The sequence below is a fragment of the Streptomyces griseofuscus genome (genome assembly GCF_014673495.1).
GTDB classification, from domain to species: domain Bacteria; phylum Actinomycetota; class Actinomycetes; order Streptomycetales; family Streptomycetaceae; genus Streptomyces; species Streptomyces murinus.
The window spans coordinates 700,704-721,880 of the sequence record NZ_CP051006.1; the positions used below are offsets into that span (position 1 = coordinate 700,704).

15 protein-coding genes are annotated in these 21,177 nt (G+C 73.0%); 10 read left to right on the plus strand and 5 right to left on the minus strand.

Annotation, left to right across the window (positions count from 1 at the left end; all coding sequences use genetic code 11):
• Positions 1-30 precede the first annotated feature (30 nt).
• Positions 31-921, plus strand: a complete 891-nt coding sequence (locus HEP81_RS03095; protein WP_037652607.1) for a M56 family metallopeptidase — start codon at positions 31-33, stop codon at positions 919-921.
• Positions 922-973: 52 nt separating this feature from the next.
• Here the strand turns inward: HEP81_RS03095 and HEP81_RS03100 are convergent, their stop codons facing one another.
• Both HEP81_RS03100 and HEP81_RS03105 read right to left on the minus strand, forming a co-directional pair.
• The gene (locus tag HEP81_RS03100; protein ID WP_037652605.1) at positions 974-3,331 is read right to left on the minus strand and encodes a glycoside hydrolase family 65 protein; all 2,358 of its coding nucleotides are present in this window, start codon (positions 3,329-3,331) and stop codon (positions 974-976) included.
• Positions 3,328-4,068 carry a beta-phosphoglucomutase family hydrolase gene (locus HEP81_RS03105; protein WP_037652603.1) on the minus strand — a complete coding sequence of 247 codons (741 nt, stop codon included), beginning with the start codon at positions 4,066-4,068 and terminating at the stop codon, positions 3,328-3,330. The genes HEP81_RS03100 and HEP81_RS03105 overlap by 4 nt, the downstream gene beginning before the upstream one ends.
• Before the next feature lie 106 nt (positions 4,069-4,174).
• Here HEP81_RS03105 and HEP81_RS03110 point away from each other — a divergent pair, with 106 nt between their 5' ends.
• From HEP81_RS03110 to HEP81_RS03125, 4 genes are all read left to right on the plus strand, one after another.
• Complete coding sequence (locus HEP81_RS03110; RefSeq protein ID WP_037652755.1) at positions 4,175-4,825, plus strand: nucleoside/nucleotide kinase family protein; 651 nt, start codon at positions 4,175-4,177, stop codon at positions 4,823-4,825.
• A gap of 498 nt (positions 4,826-5,323) precedes the next feature.
• Positions 5,324-6,241 carry a MurR/RpiR family transcriptional regulator gene (locus HEP81_RS03115; RefSeq protein WP_037652601.1) on the plus strand — a complete coding sequence of 306 codons (918 nt, stop codon included), beginning with the start codon at positions 5,324-5,326 and terminating at the stop codon, positions 6,239-6,241.
• A 402-nt stretch (positions 6,242-6,643) separates the two neighbouring features.
• Positions 6,644-7,012, plus strand: coding sequence for a hypothetical protein (locus tag HEP81_RS03120; RefSeq protein ID WP_037652599.1), 369 nt, complete (start codon positions 6,644-6,646; stop codon positions 7,010-7,012).
• A 141-nt stretch (positions 7,013-7,153) separates the two neighbouring features.
• Complete coding sequence (locus tag HEP81_RS03125) at positions 7,154-9,646, plus strand: SpoIIE family protein phosphatase (protein ID WP_051849970.1); 2,493 nt, start codon at positions 7,154-7,156, stop codon at positions 9,644-9,646.
• A gap of 312 nt (positions 9,647-9,958) precedes the next feature.
• Here the strand turns inward: HEP81_RS03125 and HEP81_RS03130 are convergent, their stop codons facing one another.
• Positions 9,959-10,444, minus strand: coding sequence for a flavin reductase family protein (locus HEP81_RS03130; RefSeq protein ID WP_037652597.1), 486 nt, complete (start codon positions 10,442-10,444; stop codon positions 9,959-9,961).
• A gap of 236 nt (positions 10,445-10,680) precedes the next feature.
• Between HEP81_RS03130 and HEP81_RS03135 the strand changes: the two genes are divergently transcribed.
• The gene (locus tag HEP81_RS03135; protein ID WP_037652595.1) at positions 10,681-13,104 is read left to right on the plus strand and encodes a polysaccharide lyase 8 family protein; all 2,424 of its coding nucleotides are present in this window, start codon (positions 10,681-10,683) and stop codon (positions 13,102-13,104) included.
• Here HEP81_RS03135 and HEP81_RS03140 read toward each other — a convergent pair.
• A complete protein-coding gene (locus HEP81_RS03140) occupies positions 13,091-13,930 on the minus strand; it encodes an ATP-grasp domain-containing protein (RefSeq protein ID WP_037652593.1) in 840 nt (279 codons plus the stop codon). The two genes, HEP81_RS03135 and HEP81_RS03140, sit on opposite strands and share 14 nt — an antisense overlap.
• A 365-nt stretch (positions 13,931-14,295) precedes the next feature.
• Between HEP81_RS03140 and HEP81_RS03145 the strand changes: the two genes are divergently transcribed.
• A complete protein-coding gene (locus HEP81_RS03145) occupies positions 14,296-15,453 on the plus strand; it encodes a CaiB/BaiF CoA transferase family protein (protein ID WP_037652590.1) in 1,158 nt (385 codons plus the stop codon).
• 48 nt (positions 15,454-15,501) lie between these two features.
• Here HEP81_RS03145 and HEP81_RS03150 read toward each other — a convergent pair whose 3' ends face one another.
• The gene (locus HEP81_RS03150; protein ID WP_037652587.1) at positions 15,502-16,620 is read right to left on the minus strand and encodes a substrate-binding domain-containing protein; all 1,119 of its coding nucleotides are present in this window, start codon (positions 16,618-16,620) and stop codon (positions 15,502-15,504) included.
• Between the two features lie 196 nt (positions 16,621-16,816).
• Here HEP81_RS03150 and HEP81_RS03155 point away from each other — a divergent pair, with 196 nt between their 5' ends.
• The 3 genes from HEP81_RS03155 to HEP81_RS03165 all read left to right on the plus strand — a co-directional run bounded on the left by HEP81_RS03155 (position 16,817) and on the right by HEP81_RS03165 (position 21,173).
• Positions 16,817-17,578: a TetR family transcriptional regulator gene (locus HEP81_RS03155; RefSeq protein WP_037652585.1), complete on the plus strand. Its 762-nt coding sequence runs from the start codon at positions 16,817-16,819 to the stop codon at positions 17,576-17,578.
• Between the two features lie 177 nt (positions 17,579-17,755).
• Positions 17,756-18,172, plus strand: a complete 417-nt coding sequence (locus tag HEP81_RS03160) for a Zn-ribbon domain-containing OB-fold protein (RefSeq protein WP_037652583.1) — start codon at positions 17,756-17,758, stop codon at positions 18,170-18,172.
• Between the two features lie 172 nt (positions 18,173-18,344).
• Complete coding sequence (locus HEP81_RS03165) at positions 18,345-21,173, plus strand: alpha/beta hydrolase (RefSeq protein ID WP_037652582.1); 2,829 nt, start codon at positions 18,345-18,347, stop codon at positions 21,171-21,173.
• The last annotated feature ends 4 nt before the right edge of the window (positions 21,174-21,177 follow it).

Sequence of the window (21,177 nt, forward strand, 5' to 3'; positions counted from 1 at the left end):
GCACGACGTCCACGACATGAGGTCTCGCGCATGAGATTCGATGTGTACAGCCCGCTGGCACTGTCGCTGCTGCTCGCCGCCGCGGGCCCGCTGACCGGCCGGTACGTCGCCCCCGCGGCGGCCGCGCGGGTGCTGGCCGTGGCCGCCGTGGTGACCGCCGGGGCCACCACCTGGTCGCTGGTGCTGCTCGGCGCGGCGCTGCTCGGGGACATGCCGCCGGCGATGCGCGGCGCCGGGCAGGGCGGGGCGGCGGCCGATCCGGTGCCGGTGATGATCGGTCTTGCCGCGTGGCCGGCGCTGGTGGTCGTCGGCGTGCGGCTGCACCGTGCCGTACGGGCCGAGCGGCGCACCCGCCGGGCGCTGCGGCGGCTGTGCGCGGGGCATCCTGCGGACACCGAACTGATCGTGGCCGCCTCGGCGGTGCCGCGGGCGTGCGCGGTTCCCGGGCGGCCGGGCCGGATCCTGGTCACCTCGGCGATGCTGGGCGCGCTCGGGCCCGCGGAGCGGCGGGCGCTCCTCGCGCACGAGCGGGCCCATCTCGCCCATCGGCACGATGTCCTGGTGACGGCGGCCACCCTCGCGGCGGCGGCCGATCCGCTGCTGTGTCCGGTGCGTTCGACCGTCGTCTACCTGGTGGAGCGATGGGCCGACGAGCGGGCGGCGGCCGCGGTCGGCGACCGTCGTACCACCGCGCACGCGCTGGCGCGGGCCGCGCTCACGGCGCAGCGGGGCGGCGCGGTGTGCGCGCTGCACTTCGCCGACCGCGCCGTCACCCGCCGTATCGCCGCCCTCCAGTCCGCCCCGGAGCCGAGCCTCGGGTCCGCCGCGCTGGCCGTGCTCGCCCTGAGCACCCTGCCGCCGCTGCTGGCGGCGGACGCCACGGGCGACCTCTTCCGGCTCCTGACGGGCGCGCCGCTCTGAGCGGACCGGGCCCCCGTCCGGAACTCAGGCCCGAGCCCCGGGAGATCCGGCCTCAGGATGCCTGGTTCGGCACCCGGTGCCGTGGCTGCTGCGGCAGCGCCCGGCGGGGGCCCGGTGGTACGGGGCGGACGGCCGGCTCGCTCATGGTCACCGTGACGGCGTCCCCGTGGTGCCGCAGGTCCAGCGGCGGCCCGTCGAGCAGCTCGTACGTCGTCTTGTCCGCGTCGATCTCCACCCGCAGCCTGCGGCCCCGGAACTGCACATGGAAGGCGAGCCGGGAGAGCCGTTCGGGCAACCGGGGGGCGAAGCGCAGCCGTTCGCCGTCGCGGCGCATCCCGCCGAAGCCCGCGACGAGCGCCATCCAGGTGCCGGCGAGCGAGGCGATGTGCAGTCCGTCGCGGGTGTTGTGCTCCAGGTCGTGCAGGTCCATCAGGGCCGCCTCGGCCGTGTAGTCGTAGGCGAGGTCCAGATGGCCGGTCCGGGCGGCGACGACGGCCTGGCAGCAGGCGGACAGGGAGGAGTCGCGGACGGTCAGCGGCTCGTAGTAGGCGAAGTTCCGGGCGATCTGCTCCTCGTCGTACCGCTCGGCGAACCAGCCGTCGCAGGTGTACAGGGCCAGCACCAGGTCGGCCTGTTTCACGACCTGTTTGCGGTAGAGGTCGAAGTACGGGAAGTGCAGCAGCAGCGGGTACTGGTCGGAGCGGGTGCCGTCGAAGTCCCAGCGCTGGTAGCGGGTGAACCCGGAGTGCTGTTCATGGACGCCGAGTTCGGCGTTGTACGGCACATGCATCGCCCCGGCCGCGTCCCGCCAGGCCGCGCTCTCCTCCTCGTCCACCCCGAGCCGGGCCGCCTCGCGCGGATGGCGTTCGACGACATCGGCGGCGGCCAGCAGGTTCTGACGGGCCATCAGGTTCGTATAGGCGTTGTCGTCGGCGACCGCGCTGTACTCGTCGGGTCCGGTGACGCCGTCGAGATGGAAGACGCCATGGGCGTCGTGGTGGCCGAGCGAGCGCCACAACCGGGCGGTCTCCACCAGGAGTTCGACCCCGGCCTCGCGTTCGAAGGCGGTGTCGTCGGTGGCCTCTACATAGCGGACGACGGCGTCGGCGATGCCGGCGTTCACATGGAAGGCGGCGGTGCCGGCCGGCCAGTACGCCGAGCCCTCCGGACCCGCGATGGTCCGCCAGGGGAACGCGGCCCCGGCGAGTCCCAGTTGGGCCGCGCGCTCACGGGCCTCGTCCAGGGTGCTGTACCGCCAGCGCAGCGCCTGGGCGACGGCCGCGGGCGCGGTGTGGGTGAGCACCGGCAGCACGAACATCTCGGTGTCCCAGAAGGCGTGTCCGTCGTAGCCGGAGCCGGTCAGGCCCTTGGCGGGTATCGCGCGCCGCTCCGCGCGGGCCCCCGCCTGGAGGACGTGGAACAGGGCGAACCGTACGGCCTGCTGGATCTCCTCGTCGCCGCTGACCTCGACATCGGCGCGCGCCCAGAAGTCGTCCAGGCAGGCCCGCTGGTCGGCGAGGAGTCCGGGCCAGCCGTCGTGGGCGGCGGCCGCGAGCGCGGCGTCGACCTGGTCGGCCATCGCGGGCAGCGAGCGGGTCGCGGACCAGCCGTGGGCGACCAGCTTCTCCACCCGCAGGCTCTGACCGGGCTCCAGGACGGAGGTGACGGTCAGCCGGGCCAGGTCGGTGCCGCTCTCACTGCGGGTGGTGGTGCGCTCGGGCCCGCTGACGACATGGTCGGCGGCGACCGCGACCCGCAGGCCGCTGCGCCGGGTCCGGTGCACCAGGCGCAGCCGGTTGCCGGTGGCGAGATGGTCCTCCTGCTCCAGGGGCGACTGGAGCGCCATCGCGGCGCGCGGGTCGCCGTCGGAGCCGGGCAGGCTCTCGTTGGCGACCAGCTCGGACTGGATCACCACCCGGCTGCGGGCGTCGACGGCCTCCACCTCGTACGCCACGGCGGCCACCGCGCGCTGGGTGAGCGAGACCAGCCGGGTCGAGCGCACCCGGACCGTGGAACCGGCCGGTGAGGTCCACTCGCAGGTCCGCTCCAGCACCCCGCGGCGCAGGTCGAGTACCCGCTCGTGGGCGGTGAGGCGGCCGTAGCGCAGATCGAACGGCTCGTCGTCCACGAGCAGCCGCAGCACCTTGCCGTTGGTGACGTTGATGACGGTCTGGCCCGACTCCGGATAGCCGTACCCGGCCTCCGCGTACGGCAGCGGGTGCACCTCGTGCACACCGTTGAGGTAGCTGCCGGGCAGTCCGTGCGGTTCGCCCTCGTCGAGGTTGCCGCGCCAGCCGACATGGCCGTTGGACAGTGCGAACACGGACTCGCTCTGGGCGAGTACGTCGAGGTCGAGGGTGGTCTCGCGGACCGTCCACGGCTCGACGGCGTACGACCCCTGGGTGATCACCGTTTGCCTCCCAGCTCGTCGAGGTCCGCCACGACGACGCTCGCGCCGTGCGCGTACAGGGCGTCGCGCTGGCCGACCCGGTCGAGGCCGACGACGTACCCGAAGCCGCCGGCGCGGCCCGCGTCCATGCCGGCCTGCGCGTCCTCGAAGACGGCCGCCCGGGAGGGCTCGACGCCGAGGTCGTGGGCGGCGGCGAGGAAGGTGTCGGGATGCGGCTTGCCGGGCAGCTTGCGCTCGGCGGCCACCACGCCGTCGATGCGTACGTCGAAGAAGTGCTCGGCGTCCACGGCCCGCAGCACGTCACGGCAGTTGGCGCTGGAGGAGACGATCGCGGTGCGCAGGCCCTCGGCGCGGACCGCCTCCAGGTAGCGCAGGGTGCCCTCGTACGCCTCGACGCCGCCGGTGCGGATCCGCTCCAGGAGCAGTTCGTTCTTCCGGTTGCCGAGGCCGTTCACGGTCAGCGCGTCCGGTGGGTCGTCCGCCGTGCCCTCCGGGAGGTGGATGCCGCGTGACTCCAGGAAGGCGCGCACCCCGTCGGCGCGGGGGCGGCCGTCGACGTACTCGTCGTAGTCGGCGACCGCGTCGAACGGCCGTGCCGCCGCGCCCTCGTGGGAGAGCAGGAAGGCGTCGAACGTCTCCTTCCAGGCGGCCGCGTGCACCACGGCCGTCCTGGTGACGACCCCGTCGAGGTCGAAGAGGCAGGCCTGGATGTCGTCGGGGAGTCCGAGCTGAGTCATACCGAGGACTGTTCCCCATCAGCGGCGCTCCAGCGAGTGTCCCGCGCCACAATATTCCCGGTTTCGGGGTGACACACTCGGGGGTGTGCAGTTGACCTCCGACCGTGTGCCCCCGGCCTTCGACGACCTCCTCGCGCGCGCCCGCGCACTCCCCCGAGGCGGCCGGCGCGCCCTGCTCGGCATCGCGGGCGGCCCCGGCGCGGGCAAGTCCACCCTGGCCGCGTCCTTGGTGCGGGCCCTGAACGCCGATGGGCCGCCGTGGGCCGCCCATGTCCCCATGGACGGCTTCCATCTGGCCGACGCCGAACTCGACCGGCTGGGGCGGCGGGACCGCAAGGGCGCGCCGGACACCTTCGACGCGGCCGGGTACGCGGCGCTGCTGCGGCGGCTGCGGGAGGAGTCGGAGGAGGTCGTGTACGCGCCCGGGTTCGAGCGGGTCCTCGAACAGGCGCTCGCCGGTGCGATCCCGGTGCCGCCGGCCGCCCGGCTCGTGGTGACCGAGGGCAACTACCTTCTCCTCCAGGAGGGTTCCTGGGCGCGGGTGCGGCCGGCCCTGGACGAGGTCTGGTACTGCGAGATCCCCGAGGCCGAGCGGATCCACCGACTGGTGGCCCGGCACGAGGAGTTCGGCAAGGAGCCCGCGGCGGCGCGCGCGTGGGTGCTGGGCACGGATCAGCGCAATGCCGAGCTGGTGGCGACGACGCGGGGGCGGGCGGATCTGGTGGTCCCGGCGGGGGCGATGCCGTCGCCTCGGTGACCCCCTGGGTGAGCTCCTGGGTGACCTCCTGCGGGGGGAGGCGACGGCGTCGCCTTCGTGCTCCCTACGGGCGCTGCTGTCCGCTTTGGACCCCTACGGGGTGCGCGACCGTCGGCTTCGCGTGCCCTGGGGGTGGGCTGCGCCGCCTTCGCCTGTGTGGCCCCTACAGGTGCGCTGCACCGCCTTCGCTTTCACGGCCTCTACGGGTGCGCTGCTGTCGCCCTGGTGACCCCGGTGGGGGCGCCGCCGCTGTCTTCGTGGCCGGGGCAGGCCGAGCCGGCCGGGCCGGGTGACCCCTGGTCAGCCGGGCCGAGCGGCCCCGGTCGGCGGAGCCGATCGCCCCTCGGCCGTCCGGGCCGGTCGGCCCCCGGTCGGCGGGGCCGACTCCCCTGGCTGTGCCGGGTGGTGGGCAGGTTCCCTCGATTGCTGGTCAACCCGCTGGTCACGGCCCTGGGTGAGCTATGTTGAGTGCTCGTGGGAGACAAAGGAGACGGACCGGTGCCCTCGCCGCAGCAGGCCCGCGCACAGGCATCAGCGATCACTTCGGGCAAGACCGCGCCGGAGGTCGAGGCCGCCCCGACCTCCCAGCTCAGGGAGTTGTTCGACGGCCCCCGTCTGTCCCCGGGGCAGCGGCGGATCGCCCAGTATCTGATCGAACACATCACCGAGGCCGCGTTCCTGTCGATCACCGAACTGGCGGACCGGGTCGGGGTCAGCCAGCCGTCCGTGACCCGCTTCGCCGGTGCCGTCGGCTTCAGCGGCTACCCCGCGCTGCGCGAACGGCTCCAGTCGATCGCACTGAAGGCCCTGGCGGGCGGGCCCGGTGAGCCGGACCGCGCCAATGAGCTACAGGCCGCCGTGGACGCCGAACTCGCGAATCTGGAGAACCTGCGCCGCGACTTCGCCGACCCGGACCGGGTGATCCACATCGGCCGCGAGCTGTCCCGCTCCACCCCGCTGACCGTGCTGGGCCTGCGCATCGCGGAGTCGCTGGCGGAGTACTTCGGTTACGCGGCCCGTCGCATCCACCCCGATGTACGGCTGGTCACCCGGGGCGGCAGCGTGGCCTACGACGCGCTGCTCCAGTCCCGCGAGGCCGGCGGCAGCTGGGTGCTGGCCTTCGCCATGCCCCGGCACTCGCACGAGACCCTCCAGGCGGTCCGGGTCGCGCACCGCGTCGGCCTGAAGGTCGCCCTGATCACCGACCTCGCGCTCGGACCGCTGGCCGACGAGGCCGACGTCACCTTCGCCACCGGCACCGGCTCCCGGCTGGTCTTCGACTCCTATGCCGCGCCCAACGTGATGGCCGCGGCGCTGCTCCAGGCGATGACCGACGCCGACCCGGAGCGGACGCAGGCGCGGCTGGAGAAGTACGAGCAGGTGTCCGACCAGCACCAGTTCTTCGTACGGGACTGAGCGCCCCCTCTCCGAGCGGCTTCCCTCTCCGAGCGGCTTCTGTCACCGGGCCGCTTCCTCCCTGAGGGCCGTCACTTCCGTGTGGCCGCGCGCCGTCGGTCCTGCGGTGCCGCCCTCACACCCGTGAAGATCTTGCGGTCGTCGATCGCCCGTAGGCGGATCTTTCACCTCATATCGAGGATGAATGTTTTCATACGCCTTGCAAACTGCTCGGTATATATAAATACTCTGCTGGCGGATCGCCCGCGCGGACATCCCTGACCGCCGTCACCTACCCGGACGGCGCCGAGGGTGTCCGGTGGTGCGGCGCCCCTGTGCCGCACCAGGGGCGGCCCCGGTCATCCCCTAGGCCGGGGCCGCCCGCATTTCGTCGGACCACCCTCACGACGCCGCAGACCGGAAGTGACCATGCCCCTGACCAGCACGCGCATCAGCCCCGACTGGCCCTGCCAGGTCAAGACCCCCGGCTCGTACGACTGGGAGCGCTCGGCCGCCAAGTGGCTGCGCGAGCTGATTCCGGCGCGCTATGCCAGCTACCCGGCCCTGATCCGGCACCCCGTACTGCTCGCCCGGCACGCGCAGATCCAGGTGGAGCAGGAGATCCGGGTGGCCCGCACCGCGCTCCAGACCGCGCGGGCCGAGCTGCCGACACTCGGACTGCCCGAGGCGGTCATCGAGCACACGATCAAGATGTACGCCGCCGAGGTGCTGCAACTTCAGCACATCGCCCGCAGCGTCCGCGCGGTCAGCACGGCCCTGGCCCGCCGCTGAGCCCCGTCCGGCCGCGCCCGCACCCGCGCCCTCACCTGCGGCCCACCCGTTCCCTCGTAGCACATCGCCTTCCCCGGACAAGTGATCGAACGTCCCCGAATGTGCGATGCTCATCGCGTGACCAGCAAGTCCGTGCCCCCGATGGACGACCCCGGAACCGGTGCCGACAGCGCCACGCCGGCCCAGGTCGTGGCCCGGCAGCGTGCCGAGCTGGAGCGGCTGCGCGGTCTCGCCGCGGCATCGGCAGTCCTCGAACGGGCCAAGGGTGCCCTGATGGCGCTCACCGGACGCACCCCGGACGCCGCCGACCAGGAACTGCGCAGACGCGCCGCGGACAGCGGGCGCACCCTTCTCGAACAGTGCCGGCTCACGCTGGGCTCCCTCCCGCCGCCCCAGGAACCATCGCTCCAGGGACTATCGCCCCAACAACCGCCGTCCCCCGCGCCGCCCGGCACGGCACCCCCGCCCCGTACGACGCCCGCGACCCCGCTCCCGCCCTCGCCCGCCGGTGCCTCGGAGATGGCGGAGGTGGCGGAGGTGCTCAGCGAGATCGGGCGGGACCTGGTCCATGTCCGCTCCGCGCACGAGCTGGCCGCGCGCCTGCTGGACCACCTGGCGCCACGGGCGCGGGCCGATGCCGTACTCCTCTACGAGCGGCGGGCCGAGGGCGCTCTGGAGCTTGCCGGGCATGCCGGGATCGACGCGCGGTTCGCCGCCCGGTGGCGGCAGGTTCCGCCGCTGGCCGGGATGCCCGCGTTCGACGTCCTGACGGCGGGCGAGCCGCTGTGGCTGGAGGACCTGGCCGCCGACCGGGTCCGCCATGTGCTGGTCGGGGACCCGCCCGAGCGGTGGCCGAGCCGGGTGTGGCTGCCGGTACCCGCCGGGGAAACCGCCCGGTTCGCCCTCGGGGTACTGCGCCGGTACGGGGGGCCTTTCGAGCCGCACGAGCGCCAACTGCTCGTCGCGGCGGCCCGGTTGTGTGCGGGGCGGCTGCGCGTCTTCGACACCCCGCGGGAGGCGCCCGGGGATCCGGGCGTCACGGAGACCGTGCAGGCGGTGTTCGACGCGCTGCCGGGTGCCGCGGTCCTGCTGACGCCGTTGCGCACCGCCGCCGGTGAGGTGACGGACTACCGGATCGACGCCGCCACCCCGCAGGCCGTCGATGCGTCCGGCCGGACGGGCCGGGACATGGTCGGCCGGCTGATCCTGGAGAGCTTCCCGTCCGTGGCGGGCGAGCCGCTGTGGCGGGGCTATCTGGAGACCCTGGAGTCCGGGGTGCCGTTCGAGAGCGAGACGTTCGCCTACCAGGAGACCGTCGACGAGGCGGCCCTGACCGGCACCTTCTCGGTGCGGGCCGCTCCCCTGGGCGGGGGCCTGCTGGTGTCCTGGGTGCGGCACGACCCCCTGGAGCGGCAGGAGCAGCGGCTGGCCGATGTGCAGCGGCTCGGCAACCTCGGCTGGGCGAACTGGAATCTGCTCACCCAGGAGATCTCCTGGTCCGCGCAGGCGTACGCCGTCCTGGGGCGCGACCCCGAACAGGGGCCGCTGGAACTGGAGAAGCTGCCTCGGCTGGCGCTGCCGCAGGACGCGGATCCGCTGACCGCCGCGATCGCCGGACTGATCCACCGGGGGCGGCCGTTCGACGTGCCGTTCCGGGTCGAGACGCCCGCAGGCGTACGGCATCTGCGGCTGGTCGCCGAGGCCGTACGCGAACCGGACGGCACCCCGGCCGAGGTGCACAGCTTCGTACAGGACCTCACCGCGCAGCGCAGCGCGGAACTCGCCCTGGTCAAGAGCGAGCGCACCATGTCGGTGCAACGCGGGGTCCTCCAGGCCGAACGCGCCCTCGCCGCCCGGCTCCAGCACGCCCTGCTGCCCCTGCCCAGTAAGCCGGTACAGCTGGCCGGGCTGCGCGTCGAGGTTGCCTATCTGCCGGCGCAGGCCGGGATCCATGTCGGCGGCGACTGGTTCAGCGCCGTCGAACTGCCCGATTACGACGCGCTGTTCGTCGTCGGCGACGTGGCCGGACACGGTATCGACGCGGTGGCCACCATGGCCCAACTCCGCTTCACCGCCAAGGGGATGGTCAGTACCGGCACCTCGCTCACCGTCGCCCTGGCCCGGCTGAACCACCTGCTGCTGCACTCCCGGGACAGCCGGATGACGGCCACCATGATCATGGCCCGCTACGACCCCGACCGCCATCTCCTCGCCTGGGCCCAGGCCGGGCATCCGCCGCCGCTGCTGGTGCGCGGCGACGAGGTCCGCTACCTCGACCGCCCCGGCGGCCTGTTGCTCGGCGCCAGCTCCGACCCGTACTACGAGTCCGCCGAGCTGCGCCTGCGCCCCGGCGACCGGCTCCTGCTCTACACCGACGGCCTGGTCGAACGCCCCGGCGAGGGCCTGGACGCGGGCCTCGACCGCCTGGTCCGGGCGGTACGCGCCCACGACGACGGCGACGGCGGCGGTTCCGGCTCCCTGGAAGCACTGCTCGCGGCCATGCTGGTGGACGAATGGCGGGACGACGTGTGTGTGGTGGACATTCGGGTGCCGGAGCAGTTGGCGGAGGCCGCGGACGGGGAGGAGGCCGGGGCCGTCGACGCGGCGGGTGCCGGGGAGAACCAGGACGGCTGACAGGCGTTCACCTGGAAGCCCTTGATTCGCCGACCCGTGACCCTCGTGACTTCGACCACGTCGTCCCGGTCGCAGGCATCCTCCTCGAACCAGCCTGTTCCGGCGAGCCATGTCTCCAGCCACACCGCGAGGCCGGCGGAGTCGAGGAACCAGCACTCGGCCCATGACCCGCCGCTGTACGGGTTCGGCTCGAAGAGCAGGACCCGGCCCTCGGCACTGAGACAGTCGACCCCGGCCTGCATGGCGCGGACAAGTCGCCCCCATGGGCCGACGGTTGAGCCACAGGGCCACAGGGTTAGGGAAGGGTCCGGGTCAGTCCACGGGGTGGCCGGCCTCGATGTCGACCGCGTCGGAGAGCCGAAGCAGGGGTCCTTCCCGGCCGCCGCCCCACGCCAGGGGGTCGAGGACGAAGCCGACGTGGTCGCCGCCGTCGACACGGTGCAGGATGCCGCCGACGAACCAGGCCGCCGCGTCGCCGAGGACGGCCGCGCCACCGGGTCCCGGCGTCCAGTCGAGGCCGGTGAACTTGTCGGTCTCGTCGCCGGTCTCGCCGCCGAAGCGTTCCGCGAGGGTGTGTTGGTCGCGGGTGAGCAGGTGGACGGCGAGGCAGTGCGCGGCGCGGGCGACGCGGTAGGTGTGGTTGGCCTTGGACAGCCATACGGCGAACCGGGTCGGCCGGATGGAGCACTGCGAGGCGAAGCCGACCAGACAGCCCGCCCGCTCACCGCCGGCCGAGGCCGTGACCACGCACATGTCGGGGTCGAGCCGCCCCAGGAATTCGTCCTCCGCCCGCGCCATGCCGCTCCGCTCCGTCCGCCGCTGCCGCCGCCGTCGCCTTTGAGTGCCGTGCTTGCGTACCGATCGTTCCGCGCACTCATCGTCCCGTGGTCCGGCGTTCCCCGCGCGCCGCTGTCGAATCGCCCCACCGGCCCAACTCGCCCAACCCGCCCACCCCTGTGCGACCAAACGATCAAACGATCACCTGGAACGCGCCTATTGAGCGTTTGAGTAAGCGCGTGCTAGAAAGCGCCGTCATGACGACTCCTTGGTCACGCCGTGGTTTCCTGGCCGTCTGTTCCGGCACCGCCGCCGTCCTGGGACTGGGCACCTCCTCCCCCGCCTCCGCCGCAGCGGACGAGTTCGCCGCCCTGCGAGCGAAGTGGCGCACCCTGATCCTCGGCGAGGGCTTTGACCCCGCCGCCGAACCCTTCGCCTCCCGGCTGGCCGCCCTGGGCGGTACGGCGCGGCAGTACCTCGCCTCGATGTCCCCGGCGACCGGGGCGCTGTGGCCGGACCTTCCGTACGCCGACCCGGATCCGGACACGGACCCGGAGTCGTACGTCTACTCGGGCAACATGAGCACCAGTTACACCCGGCTGAGCACCCTCGCGCAGGCGTACAGCCAGCCGGGCACCGGCCTCACCGGTGACGCGGCTCTGCGCGAGGCCGTCCTCACCGGCCTCGACCACCTCCACGACGATGTGTACAACGCCGGCCAGGCGCGGTACGGCAACTGGTGGAGCTGGCAGATCGGCGCCCCGCAGGCACTGCTGGACGCGTGCGTGCTGATGTACGACGCGCTGTCCGCCGATCGGCTCGCCGGCTATCTCGCCGCCGTGGACCGGTTCGTGCCCGACTCGGCGGTGTCGAGCTACAGCGGTACGAGCACCGGCGCCAACCGGGTGGACCTGTGCCGGGTGCTGGCGCTGCGCGGGGTGGTGGGGGCGGACGCGGCGAAGGTGGCGCTGGCCAGGGACGCCCTGTCCCCCGTGTTCCCCTACGTCTCCTCGGGGGACGGTCTGCACACCGACGGTTCGTTCATCCAGCACACCTGGGTGCCCTACACGGGCTCGTACGGTTCGGTGTTCCTCGGCGGACTCGGCATGCTGTTCGCGCTGCTGGCCGGGTCGAGCTGGGAGGTGACGGACGAGCACCGGGCCATCGTGTTCGACTCGGTCGAGAAGGCCTGGGCGCCGTTCCTGTACAACGGCCTGGTCATGGACGGCGTCTCAGGCCGGGCGGTCAGCCGGGGCCTGTCCGCCGGCGACCCGTCGGACGTCCAGCAGGACGACCATCTGCGCGGCCACCCCGTCCTGGCCTCCATCGTGCTGCTGGGGCAGGGCGCGAGCGCGGCGCAGAACGCGCGCTGGCGTGCTCTGGTGAAGGGCTGGATGCGGCGCGACCAGTACCGTCCGCCGCTCACGGACCCGGTGCTCAGCCTGCCGAACCTGGCCCGGCTGAAGGAAGTCGAGGACGACACTGCGGTGCGGGCCCTCCCGGAGCCGACCGGGCACCGGCTGTTCCCGGCCATGGCCCGGGCCACGCACCGCCGGCCCGGCTGGGCGGCCTCGCTGAGCATGGCGAACAAGCGGATCGCGTACTACGAGTCCGGCAACGGCGAGAACCCGCGCGGCTGGCACACCGGTTCCGGCATGCTGTACTGGTGGGGCGACACGTTCGCCAACGACCAGTACAGCGACGCCTTCTGGCCCACCGTCGACCCCTACCGGCTCCCCGGTACGACCGTCTCGCGCAAGGTGCTGGCCGACGGCGCGGGCGGCGACTGGGGCGCGGCCAAGCCGGATGTGAACTGGGTGGGCGGCGCGACGGACGGCCACCGGGCAGCGGTCGGGCAGTACCTCAAGGGCCTCCTGTCGACGCTGGTCGCGAAGAAGTCGTGGTTCTTCCTGGACGACACGGTGGTCTGCCTGGGCGCGGGCATCTCCTGCACCGACGGCACGGCCGTGGAGACGACGGTCGAGAACCGCAACCTCGGCGCGGCCGGGAGCGCGTCGTTCACGGTGGACGGCAGGGCGGAACCGGCCGGATACCCGTGGTCGCAGACGCTCACCGACACCGGCTGGGCGCACCTCGGCGGGCACGGCGGTTATGTCTTTCCCGGGGGCGCGACGGTACGGGCGGTGCGCGAGGCTCGGGAGGGCAGCTGGAGTTCGATCAACACGGGCGGATCGACGACCGTGTTGAGCCGGAAGTACCTGACGATGTACGTCGATCACGGCACCGATCCGGTGAACGCCTCGTACGCCTATCTGCTCATGCCGGGCGCGAGCGCCGCGCGGACGCGCGCACGATCGGCGGACCGGCACTGGCTGACCGTTCTGGCCAACACGAACGATCAGCAGGGCGTCTCGGTTCGTTCGCTCGGCTTCACCGGGGTGAACTTCTGGTTCGGCGGTACGGTCGGATCGCTCACGGCGAGCGATCCGTGCTCCGTGATGATCAGCGAGAAGGAGGACGATACCGCGGTGATCGCAGTGAGCGATCCGATGCTGATGCGCACGGGTCTGACCCTGACCTGGAGGCGTCCGGTCGCCTCGGTCAGCTCGGCCCCGGCCACGCTCGCTTCGGCCGAAACGGGCAAATCGCTCACACTGACCTTCGGCGATCTCACCGGCACGGCCGGAGTCACCCAGCTGATCACCGTCAGACTGCGCTGACCGCCCCCCGCGCGAACCGGCTCAGCGACGCCGTGAACGCGCCGACGAAGGCGTCCCTGCCCTCCTCCGGCAGGGCCTCCAGCGACAGATAGGGGTTGAGGTCCTCCAGCTCGACCAGCAGGAGGCCGTCGTCGGGCGCGCGGCAGGCGTCGACGCGCTGGATGCCGTGGCCGAGGTCGTTCCAGTCGATGAAGCGCCGGGCGAACTCCAGGTCGGCGGCGGTCGCGGCGTACGGCTTCAGCTCCCAGCGGCGGCGCGGGTCGGGGGCGTAGAGGGCGTACTGGAAGTCGTCGTCCACGAAGTAGAAGGAGACCTCGTAGGCGAAGTCGATGTGCGGCTGGATCAGGACGTCGTCCCCGGCATGCGTGTCGAGGCGGGCGGCGGGGACGATGCGCAGGCCGAGGGAGTCCGCGCCGAGCCGGGGCTTGACGACATAGCGGTGCGCGGGCGGCAGCCGGTGCAGGTCGGCCAGGCTGTCGACGGTCGGGATCACCGGGTACCCGGCGGCGGTCAGGTCGAGGAGGTACTGCTTGCCGGCCATGTCCGCCTTGCCGGTGAGCGGGTTGTACACGCGGCTGCCGCGTTCCAGGGCCCGGGCGCGGAAGTCGTCGTAGGCCTGCTGGTAGCCGAGGACCGGGCCGCTGTTGCGGACGACGACGGCGTCGTAGCCGTCCAACAGGGCCGCCGCGTCCAGCGGATGGCACAGGGCGAGGTCGAAGTGGGCGCGCAGCCGGGAGGTGAGGAAGATGTCCTCGTCGCAGTAGCGGCGCCCGCGGGCCTGGTACGCCAGGTCGGTGACGTAGAGGACGCGGGGGCGAGCGGGCATGCGGGTCTCCTTGGGCGGCGCTGGGGTCGGCGGTTGGGCAGGGCCGGGCGCAGAAAGGTTACGCCTGACGGTTGACGCGTTTTCGATCACCCGGGGTTCCGCCTCGCCGCGCCCGGCGCCATCGACAGATCGGCGTACCCCGACCCCCGGGAGCAGGCCATTTCGTCCAGTGCGTCGCGGGGCCGGCCACGCCCACAATGGCCGCCTCAGCCAGGCCGGCGCGGCTCGGGGCACTCCGGGGTGCGGCGGCGTGCCGAAAGGAGTGGCGTTGTGCGGTCCATCGCAGGCGGCGGGGAGGGGCGGACCGGCGCGGTCCGGCGGCGCCGGGTCACCGGGTGTCCGCACGGCTTCGGGGGTACGGCGTCATGAGCGGGGCCGCTTCGCCGCTGCCGCTGAGCGGTGTGCTGGTCGCCGACTTCGGACGGGTGCTCGCGGCGCCGTACGCGACGATGCTCCTCGCCGATCTGGGCGCCGATGTGATCAAGGTCGAGCATCCGGCGGGCGGTGACGACACCCGCGCGTGGGGCCCGCCGCACGCACACGGCGAGGCCACCTATTTCCTCTCCGTGAACCGCAATAAGCGTTCGGTCGCTCTCGATCTGCGGGAGGAGGCCGACCGGCGCCGTGCCGCCGAACTGGCGCGCCGCGCCGATGTGTTGTTCGAGAACTTCCGGCCGGGGACGCTGCGCAAGTACGGGCTCGGCTACGACGAGGTGCGGGCCGCGAACCCGGGCGTCGTGTACTGCTCGATCACCGGCTTCGGGTCCGGTCCTGGGGCCGCGCTGCCCGGGTACGACCTGCTGATCCAGGCCGTGGGCGGCCTGATGAGTGTGACCGGGTCCGCGCCCGGGGAGCCGGTGAAGACCGGGGCGGCGCTGGTGGACGTGCTCACCGGGCTGCACGCCGCGGTCGGGGTGCTGGCGGCGCTGCGGCACCGGGACGCGACCGGCGAGGGGCAGCTCATCGAGGTCGATCTGCTGAGGACCCTGCTGTCGAGCCTGGTCAACCAGTCCGCCGGGTACACCCTGGCCGGGCGGGTGCCGGGCATCATGGGCAACCGGCACCCGTCGATCGCCCCCTACGAGGTGTACCGGGCCAAGGACCGGCCGCTGGTGATCGCCGTCGGCAACGACCGCCAGTTCGCGGCGCTCTGCCGGGGCCTCGGCGCCCCGGAACTGGCCGCCGACCCGCGCTTCGCCGGCAACGCGGACCGGGTGGCCCATGTCGACGAACTGGCGGAGAGACTGGGCGCGTTGCTGGTGGCTCGGACCGCCGCCGAGTGGTTCGAGCACCTCACGCCCCTCGGTGTCCCGTGCGGTCCGGTCAATGACCTCGGCCAGGCCTTCGCCCTCGCCGACCGGCTGCATCTGGCGCCCCGGGCCACGCTGGACGGGGACGACGGGGCGGCCCTGGACCTCGTCGCCAACCCGATCTCGCTGTCCCGCACCCCGCCTCGCTACGACCGCCGCCCGCCCCGACTCGGCGAGCACACCGGGGAGATCGCGGACTGGCTGGACTCCTGACCGGGCGGGCCGAGGTGTCCGCAGGGGGATGCGGTGGCGGCCGGTGGATCAGTGTGCGGTGGCGGCCGGGGACTTGGCGCCGCAGGAGGAGCGGATGTGCAACTCCGGAAGCAGGTCGAGGTGTTGGCGGGGTCCAGGGGTGAGCCGGCCGGCGCGTTCGGCGATGCGGCGCAGCAGGATGCCGGTGGCGAGTTCGCCGACCGAGCGCTTGGGCGGGGCGACGGCGGTGAGGGGCACGTCGGCGAGCGGGGCGACCTGGTCGTCGTAGGCGATGAGCGCGAGGTCCTCGGGCACCCGTACGCCGCGCGCCTGGAGGCGGGGTACGAGCACGATGGCGTCCTCGTCGCTGTGCACCAGGGCGGCGGTGACCCCATGGGCGCGGACGGCGTCGGTCAGGTAGTCGACGGACGCCTCGTAGTCTCCGTACTCGCGTACGTTCGGGGCGCCTTGGTGGATCTCCAGGCCGCGGGCGCGGGCGGCGGCCCGGAAGCCTTCGCTGATCGGTGCCGCGTGGGGGCCTTCCTGGAGGACGGCGGTGACCCGGCGGTGACCGAGGACGGCGAAGTGGCCCACGGCGACGGCGGCGCCGTGGGCGCGGTCGGTGCGCACCCGGTCGAGGCCGGCGGCGGGGTTGCCGGGCGGTGCGGAGCGTTCGACCAGGACGACGGGCACCCCGCAGCGGGTGAGCCACTCCTCCTGCCCGTCGGTGGGGACGCCGCCGAACCAGCTGGGTGCCACCAGCAGGCCCTGGGCGCCGCCCGCGATCAGGTGTTCGGCCTGGACGGAGTCCTCGGTGTCGACGTAGCCGGAGACGCCGAGGACGAGCCGGCCGCCGCGGGCGCCGACCGTTTCGCGCGCGCCGTGCACGATGTCGGTGAAGATGGACACGGTGGTCGGCACGATCATGCCGATCACCGCGCCTTCGGGAGTGTCGTACGACCGGTCGATGGGGGCCTGCCGGAGTGTGGCGGCGGTGTGGTCGCCCGGCCAGACGACCGCTCCGTGCATCCGGCGCAGCATGCCGCGGGTGGCGAGGGTCTCGACGTCGCGGCGCAGGGTGACGGCGGAGACGCCGAGTTCGGCCGCCAGTTCGGCGACGCGGAGGCTGCCCCGCTCACGGACGAGTTCGAGCACCCGCTCGTGGCGCTGGTCGACGTGCAGTCGCATGGGCTCCCCCTGGACAGTGATCCCGAGCCGGATTTCGGGCCGCTCACTCTACGCCCACAGCCGTATCGACCGTTTCCAATCAATACGATCGCTCCGATGTTCGAACGCACATCTCGCACTGCACTCAGTTCCCTCATATCTCCACAGTCGCTGCACTGAGTGTCACATTGCCGGTCCGGGTGCTACGTTCCCGTCCATGAGCTCCAGCAGTGCGGCGCCGGCCGCCAAACCGCCGATGCGGGACGCCCTGGTCGCGGCGGCCTTCCGGCTCTTCTCGGAACACGGCTACGAGCAGACCACGGTGGACGACATCGTGGCGCTCGCCGGAGTCGGCCGGCGCTCCTTCTTCCGTTACTTCCCCGCCAAGGAGGACGTGGTCTTCCCTGACCACGAGCGCTGTCTCGCCGACATGACGGCCTTCCTCGCGGCGGGCGGCGAGGAGTGCGAGCCGGTGCGGCGGGTGTGCGACTCGGCCCGGATGGTGCTGCACATGTACGCGGAGAACCCGGCGTTCTCCGTGCAGCGCTACCGCCTCACCCGCAAGGTGGCGGGCCTGCGGGCGTCCGAGCTGTCGGTGGTGCGGCGGTACGAGCGCGCGATGGCCGGATATCTGCGCGGCCGGTTCACCGGGCGCCCCGACGGGACGCTGCGGGCCGATGTGATCGCGGCCGCTGTGGTCGCCGCGCACAACAACGCGCTGCGCTCCTGGCTGCGTTCGGACGGCCGGGGCGACGCGGTCGCGGCGCTGGACCACGCGCTGGGGTATGTACAGCGGGAGTTCGGGCGCCCGCAGGAGACGGCGGCCGCGGCGGGCGGCCGTACCACCGTGTGGCCCGGGTCGGCGCCGGACGACGAGGACGCGCCGCACCCCGACGACGTGCTGGTCCTCGTCACCCGCCGGGACGCCCCGCTGTGGCGGGTGGTGCAGGAGCTGGAGACGGCGACGCGCCGCGCCTGAGCGGTCGGCACGGCGGACGTCCGGGGGGCCTCGGGATAATTTTGGGGTACCGAGTGCCTTTACGAGTGACACTGAGTGCCATACCCTGTCGGTCATGCGCGGTGGCCAGGCCGCCGGGCGCACGCGTGCACGGGACGCGCACGCGGGATTCCGGCCGAGTGCAGGGAGTTGACCAGGATGTACCACCACGAAGTGAGCGCCCCTTATGCGGTGGCCGGCTCCGCGACGGGTGTGCTCGATCCCGTCCCCGCGGACTCCAGGGACGCCCTCCACTTCCAGCGCTGCACCTGGTGCGGCACCGCGATGTACCACCGGCTGCTGTGTCCGGTGTGCCAGGGCAGCGAGCTGTGCACCGAGCGCAGCGAGGGGGTCGGCACGGTCCGCCACTCCACGGTGGTGCACCGCAACACCCCGGCGGCGCGCAATGTCTCGCTGATCGAGATGGCCGAGGGCTTCGTCGTGCGCGGCCGGGTGATGGGCCCGGCGGTCGGCATTCACAGCGGTGACCGGGTGCGGCTGTCGACCACCAAGGACCCGGTGCGTGGTGAGCCGGTCTTCCAGCTGGTGGACGAGCCGTACCGGGCCTGGACCTGACCCGCCCGCACGCCGGACCCCCCGCACACCCCACTCTCGTACTCCTGATCCCCCTACATGTGATCCACCACTTCTCCTCCACAGGCAACCCACAGACTCCGCGTTCCGTCCTCCGGGGGCGAGGGGCCCCGGGACGGCCGGGGCGCCCGCGGTCGGGGGTCGAGGAGGAACAGTGGTCCGTGCCCGGCGCATATGGGTCACCGCCGCCGCGTTATGCGCGGTGGCGGGAGTGTCTCCAGGGGTGGCGGTCGCCCAGGGTCAACCACCGTCAGCGGCGGCCAAGTCGGCGTCAGCGGACGGCCATGACGCGCTGCCGCCCGGCTGGCGGCTGACCGGCGGGACGTCGGCGCCTCAGCTGGAGTGGCGTTCCGACCGGCCGCTGCCGGTAGGGGACGCGCGGGTCGAATTCCGTTCCGGCGGGCGCCTGTTGGGCGTCCCGACGCCCGACGCGGACGGCCGCACGTTCCGTCTCGCTCTCGACGGGAGGCAGTCGGGCGGCCCGCACGGGCTCGCCGGACTCGGCAGGACCGACGGGCTCCAGGTCTGGTCCGGCGGCCGGCGGCTGGACGGCCGTACGAGCGGCGGGGCTCCCGCGTCGCCCGGCTCGCCCATGGCCCCCGTCTCACCCGCCAAACCGACTCCCCCGCCGCAGCTTCCGGCGAACGGCGTCGACCCGGGCAAGCCGGGCGCCTACCGCACCAAGACCGGTGAGTACACCCTGGATTCGGTACGACTGCCGGGCTTCGCGAAGCCGGTGGAGATGCGCGCGGTGGTCGTCGCTCCCGTCGGCGCCCCCGGCAAGCGGCCGCTCGCGCTGTTCCTGCACGGCCGGCACTCCACCTGCTACCGGGGCGACGAGATCACCATCGACTGGCCCTGCAAGTCGGGCTACCGGTCGGTGCCGAGCTACCGCGGCTATCTGCGCGACCAGCAACTCCTGGCATCGCAGGGTTACATGACGGTGTCGATCGCGGCGAACGGCATCAACGGGCAGGACAACGACACGGAGGACGGCGGCGCCCAGGCCCGCTCCTCCCTGATCCGGCTCCACCTCGGCCACTGGGCCGACTGGGCGAAGAACCCCGGGTCCGCGCCGGCGATCGTCCGTTCCGCGCCCCGCGCCGACCTGTCCCGGGTACTGCTCGTCGGACACTCCCGGGGCGGCGAGGGCGTCAACCGGGCGGCCCTGGACAGCCTCTACCCGCCGCCCGCCGACCAGGACGGCTATCACGGCGCGGTGCGCTGGACCGTGCGCGGCTCGGTGCTGATCGGCCCCACCGCCTTCGGCCAGAACCCGGTGCCCGATGTGCCCTCGATGTCCGTCCTGCCGGGCTGCGACGGCGATGTCTCCGACCTGGAAGGCGAGTTGTACGTCGACGGGACGCGCGCGGTCACCGGCGGCAGCGCGCTGCACAGTGCCGTGTACGTCATCGGCGCCGACCACAACTTCTTCAACTCCGAGTGGACGCCCGGCACTTCGGCGGCGCCCGCCGAGGACGACTTCTACGACGATCCGGACCGGCCGGACCCGGTGTGCGGCAAGCACGCCGCGACCCGGCTCTCCGCCGACCGGCAGCACCGCGCCGGTTCGGTGTACATCGCGGCGGCCGCGCGGCTGTTCGTGGCCGGCGACGACCGGGTGCGGCCGCTGCTGGACGGCTCCGGGAAGCGGGCGCCGTCGGCGGATCCGGCGCGGGTCCTCAGCCATGCCGTGGGGGCGCGCCGCGGCGGCGGGTTCCTGCCGGACGGCGGGGTCGCGGTGAGCGGCGGCAGGCTGTGCTCCGTCGTGGCCACCGGCCCGGCCGAGCGCTGCCTCGGCGACGACGCGAGCGGTTCCTCGCCGCACTTCGCTCAGTGGGGGACCGACCAGGAGGCCGGCCGGCACGCGATCGCGCTGCGCTGGACGCACACCGGCGCCCGGACCCGGGTGACGTCGCAGCGGCCGCTGTCCCTGGCCGGTGCCAAGGATCTGGCGCTCCGGCTGTTCGTGCCGCCCAACTCCCGTGGCGCGCAGTTCGATGTGACCCTCACCGACACCGGCGGGCATCGTGCGACGCTGGGCCGGATCCATGCGGACGGACTGCCCGGCAGTGAGCGGACCGCCTCCTACTGGGCCCGCGAGTTCCGGGTCCCGCTGACGGCCGCGGGCCGGGCGCGTGTCGATCTGCGGTCGGTCAAGTCCATGGAACTGACGGCACGTTCGGCCTCCGGGCGGGCCTGGGCCGTCGACGCGTGGGGCTGGCAGCCGGGGACGCCCGCGGTGCGTGCGGCGGCGCTGCCGCGCGTGGACCTCGGCCGGCTGACGGTGGCCGAGGGCGACTCGGGCACCCGCACCTACCGTGTCCCGGCCCGGGTGTCGGGTCACGGCAGCGGCCAGGTCCGTGTCTACGTCCTCGACCCGGTCACCGGCCATGCCTCGGACCGGCTGGTCACGGTGCACCCGGGCGGCCAGGACATCGATGTGCCGATCAAGGTCGTGGGCAACACCCGCTACGGTTCGGACGTGACGTACGACGTGCTGGTCAAGGCGGTGCACAACACCGTCGTCGGGTCCTACGGGGGCGGTGTCACGGTGCGTGACGACGATCCCGCGCCCACCATGACCGTCACCCCGGTCGCGAACCGGGTCACGGAGGGACAGTCCCTCACCTGGCGCGTGTCGCTGTCGGAGCCGGTCGACGTGGACATGAGCGCCATGTTCGCCGCCATCGCGCCGACCACGGGTGCGGAGCTGTCCACCAAGGACGTCCCCGCCGCGTGGCTGCGCGATGCCTCGGGTGAATCCCCGGACCCGGAGCGCCCGTTGTCCAAGGTCAGCGGTCTCTACCTCTGGGTCGACATCCCCGCGCACCGAACGAGCGCGGACATCACGCTGCCCACGGTCAAGGACAAGGTCGCCGAGCCAGCGGAGTCCGTACGGTTCCAGCAGCTCGACGACATGACGGGCGAACCCCGGAAGAACGGGCTGGTGTTGGAGGGTTCGGTGCTGAACGCGTCCTGATCCG

What these genes read in the sequence shown, in the direction of transcription:
- HEP81_RS03140 (WP_037652593.1), bottom strand. Translation starts at nt 13,930, where the DNA reads ATGCCCGCTCGCCCCCGCGTCCTCTACGTCACCGACCTGGCGTACCAG.
- HEP81_RS03125 (WP_051849970.1), top strand. Translation starts at nt 7,154, where the DNA reads ATGGACGACCCCGGAACCGGTGCCGACAGCGCCACGCCGGCCCAGGTC.
- HEP81_RS03135 (WP_037652595.1), top strand. Translation starts at nt 10,681, where the DNA reads ATGACGACTCCTTGGTCACGCCGTGGTTTCCTGGCCGTCTGTTCCGGC.
- HEP81_RS03130 (WP_037652597.1), bottom strand. Translation starts at nt 10,444, where the DNA reads ATGGCGCGGGCGGAGGACGAATTCCTGGGGCGGCTCGACCCCGACATG.
- HEP81_RS03155 (WP_037652585.1), top strand. Translation starts at nt 16,817, where the DNA reads ATGAGCTCCAGCAGTGCGGCGCCGGCCGCCAAACCGCCGATGCGGGAC.
- HEP81_RS03095 (WP_037652607.1), top strand. Translation starts at nt 31, where the DNA reads ATGAGATTCGATGTGTACAGCCCGCTGGCACTGTCGCTGCTGCTCGCC.
- HEP81_RS03105 (WP_037652603.1), bottom strand. Translation starts at nt 4,068, where the DNA reads ATGACTCAGCTCGGACTCCCCGACGACATCCAGGCCTGCCTCTTCGAC.
- HEP81_RS03150 (WP_037652587.1), bottom strand. Translation starts at nt 16,620, where the DNA reads ATGCGACTGCACGTCGACCAGCGCCACGAGCGGGTGCTCGAACTCGTC.
- HEP81_RS03145 (WP_037652590.1), top strand. Translation starts at nt 14,296, where the DNA reads ATGAGCGGGGCCGCTTCGCCGCTGCCGCTGAGCGGTGTGCTGGTCGCC.
- HEP81_RS03160 (WP_037652583.1), top strand. Translation starts at nt 17,756, where the DNA reads ATGTACCACCACGAAGTGAGCGCCCCTTATGCGGTGGCCGGCTCCGCG.